The 3,603-nt window shown below is 44.9% G+C and carries 3 protein-coding genes; 1 reads left to right on the top strand and 2 read right to left on the bottom strand.

Features of this window, described 5'->3' with window-relative positions:
* The first annotated feature begins 86 nt into the window (after positions 1-86).
* Complete coding sequence (locus tag CAG68_RS04540) at positions 87-1,760, top strand: alkaline phosphatase D family protein (RefSeq protein WP_158173811.1); 1,674 nt, start codon at positions 87-89, stop codon at positions 1,758-1,760.
* Between the two features lie 78 nt (positions 1,761-1,838).
* On the opposite strand, the gene CAG68_RS04535 is transcribed toward CAG68_RS04540, so the two are convergent.
* The gene (locus CAG68_RS04535) at positions 1,839-2,942 is read right to left on the bottom strand and encodes a phosphoribosylaminoimidazolesuccinocarboxamide synthase (protein ID WP_064376418.1); all 1,104 of its coding nucleotides are present in this window, start codon (positions 2,940-2,942) and stop codon (positions 1,839-1,841) included.
* 203 nt (positions 2,943-3,145) lie between these two features.
* Positions 3,146-3,538 (bottom strand): SulA-like leucine-rich domain-containing protein, encoded by a 393-nt coding sequence (locus CAG68_RS04530; protein WP_005377962.1) that lies wholly within the window; start codon positions 3,536-3,538, stop codon positions 3,146-3,148.
* Positions 3,539-3,603: the final 65 nt, after the last annotated feature.

Below are 3,603 nucleotides of genomic sequence, written 5' to 3'. Positions count from 1 at the left end.
TTAACGTCCCTTATTGGCATACAAGGATGATTGAGTCACCACGTCATTTGGGCATAAAAACAAACACAATAAGAAAGGAAGTCAATATGTCTTTGTCTCGTCGAGACTTTATGAAAGCTGCCTCTTCAACGGCGATTGTTACCGGGCTGGTGGGCTGTGGTAGCGATGCTAGTGAATCTGTTGCGGTTACCTTTGAGCACGGAGTGGCGAGTGGAGATCCTACTCAAACACAAGTAATCATTTGGACTCGTGTTACGACCTCAGCAAGCTACGCAGATGTAAGCTGGCAAGTTTCATCTAACGAAAATTTTACTGATATCGTGCAAAGTGGCACTTTTGCCACAGACACGAGCCGAGATTTCACGGTAAAAGTCGATGTTCAAAATCTCAACGCAAATTCTCGCTACTACTATCGATTCATGGTTGGAGATGTCACTAGCGAAGTCGGGCAAACTCAAACATTACCAGAGGATGGTGTAGAAAAGGCATCCATGGCGGTTGTTTCTTGTGCAAACTATCCTGCTGGCTATTTCCATGTGTATCGAGAGATTTTAAATCAACATGAGCAAGACCCGTTTGATGTGGTGCTTCATCTCGGTGATTACATTTATGAGTATGGTGCTGGTGGCTACGCTAGTGAAGATGCTGAGGCACTAGGGCGAGAGCCAAGCAAAGGCACTGAATGTATTACCTTAGATGATTACCGAAAACGGTATGCGCAATATCGCCAAGATGCTGATCTGCAAGCGTTACATGCGAGCCTACCAATGATTGCTGTCTGGGATGACCATGAGCTTGCAAATGATACTTGGAAAAATGGTGCGGAAAACCATCAAGAAGAGGAAGGCAGTTTTAATGATCGTCGTGCATCTGCGGCTGCCGCGTGGACAGAATGGTTGCCCGTTCGTGAAAACACTTTCTCAAACATGCTGATTTACCGTCAGTTTTCGTTTGGAAGTTTAGTCAATTTGATGATGCTCGACACGCGACTTGTGGGGCGTGATAAACCGTTGGATTATTTCTCGCTCAGCTCACCAACGATGGAAGCTATTGGCGGTTTAGTTGCCCAGTCGCGCAGTCAAGACCGAGAGCTGTTAGGCGCTGACCAACTCGCTTGGCTGATGGATGCGTTCAGTACGCACGACGCAACTTGGAATGTGCTAGGGCAACAAGTGTTAATGTCTCGTATGGAGTTGCCAAGTTCGGTTATGACCGCGATGTTTCAATTGTTTACTGCCACTGAAGAACAAAAAACAGAGGCGTTATTAGCGGTAAACTCTGCGATTACGGGTTATCTCTCTGACCCAAGTTTAGATACCATTGCTTTGCCATATAACCTAGATGCATGGGATGGTTACTACGTTGAGCGAGAGAACGTTTATCAACTGGCCAAAGCCAGCAGTGGTAACTTTGTCTGTTTGGCAGGAGATACGCACAACGCATGGGCAAGTGAGCTTAAAGACGTATCTAAGCATCCTATCGGGGTAGAGTTTGCGACTAGCTCTGTGAGTTCCCCTGGGTTAGAGGCCTACCTCGCGTTAGACCCTGTTGCGATCGCTCAAATGGAATACACGCTGCCGCACTTAGTGTCAGAATTACAGTGGGCAGACATCAAACAGCGTGGCTTTATGCGCGTTACTTTTACGCCCGACAAGGCAGAGTCGACCTGGTATTTCGTATCAACGATTAAAGACAAAACATATCAGGTGACGACCAAGTCAGCCTCTACAACAGATGGCACTACGTTAAATATCGGCTAAACTGAGCCTAATACGAAAAAAGTCCGCAAGCTAGTGCGGACTTTTTATTGGAAAGCATTTAGCAATCTAGCGACAGTGCTAGTCAATCAATCCGTATTCTTTGCTCAGAACTTCGATGATTTCCGCTTTCGGATTCTCACTCAAATGAATCGGCTTGCCTGTAATCTTCTCGGCAATACCAATGTAGGTGCTCGAAATCGCCATCAAAGATTCGACGGGTAAAGCATTATCACGAGCGAGTGCTTCACGCTCTGGCATACGTTCTTTATTTAGCAAGATATCTGGGTCAGGGAAGTGGTTAAGTAGGAACTGGCGGAAACCTTCTTTTGAGTTCTCTACGATGTGACCTGCTTGGTACTCTTTAGCATCCCATATACGAGACGAGTCTGGTGTACCCACTTCATCCATGTAAATCAGCTTTTCATTGCCAGCAGCATCATGAACATAACCAAATTCGAATTTGGTATCGACAAAGATTTGGTCAATTGCTTCTAATGCTTGGCTGATAACGTTAAAGCCTTCTTTCAGCAGTTTTTCGTAGAGTGCGATATCGTCCGCACTTGAGAAGTTAAATGCTTCGTAGTTGTCTACGATATTTTGACGAGTAATATTAACGTCATCCGCTTCTGGCACACCGGGAATGCCTTTTAGAATGCCTTTTGTGGATGGGGTCATTAGCAACTCTGGCAGTGCTTTGTCTTTTTCTAACCCTTCAGGAAGTTGGATTCCACAAAACTCGCGCTCGCCATTTGCGTAAGCGCGCCACATCGAACCCGTGATGTATTTGCGGCAGATGGCTTCGATTTTTACCGGTTTGGCTTTTTGTACAATCCAAACAAAAGGGTGAGGAATGTCTAGAATATGGCTATCTGCTAAGCCATTTTCTTTGAACAGTTTGAACCAGTGATTAGAAATCGCATTAAGCGCAGCCCCTTTACCCGGGACACCATTAAGACCACCTTCAGCATGCCAAATACAATCGAACGCAGAGATTCGGTCGCTAATCACCATGATAGCCAAAGGCGCATCTGGCGCGACATTGTATCCTTTTTCTTTGATCAGTCGGGCGCTGTCTTCATCAGTTAACCAGTAAACTGAACGAACTTTTCCACTATGAACGGGTTTATGGGTGCGAATTGGCAGGTCGTCATTGACGGCAAGTACTTGATTAGCAAGGCTCATTGCGACATTCCTATCATCTTAATCAAACGTCAGAAAGAGAAGATATTCAGCAAAATGTGGGCGCTGAATAAATCGAATGTGGGCATCATACCAGAACTATTTTAACTCGCCAGAGAAAAAGCAAACGTTTGCCTATTTTCTTTAATACAAAAAAAGCCCCCTTAAAAAGGAGGCGAGATGCAGGATGGATAACGTCGAACTTATTAGTGGTACTTATTAACTCTGCCTTCGACGAAAAAGACTTCACACTGATAGCGCTGCGCCATGTCGCGCAACATAGATTGATTCATAAGTGCAATTTTATTGGATGCGACAACAGCACTGGCATTGCCTGATCGGATGGCTTTTATCACGATCTCGACTTCTGAAAGCTGTTGAGAGGGCTTCATTTGAATAACGTTTTTACAGCAAATATTAGAAGCAGTGAGTTGTTCAAAGTCTGGACGAGGGCAGTCTGCTGTAAACAAAATCCATTGTTTCTGCTGCGATAAAACAGCCAGCTTAGATAGAAGCTGATCCGAAACGGCCATGGGCTTAGTTGCTTGTGCCAATACGTTGTAACGAGAGTATGTATGAGATTGACTTTGTAACTGCATCTTACTGTTCCTTTATACATGCTGTATGCCTATACAGTAGTTTGTTTTGGCGACCTGATCAACAA

The organism is Vibrio sp. V42_P2S4T144, assembly GCF_009904715.1.
Classification (GTDB): domain Bacteria; phylum Pseudomonadota; class Gammaproteobacteria; order Enterobacterales; family Vibrionaceae; genus Vibrio; species Vibrio alginolyticus.
This window is presented reverse-complemented; position numbering and strand designations above follow the sequence as displayed.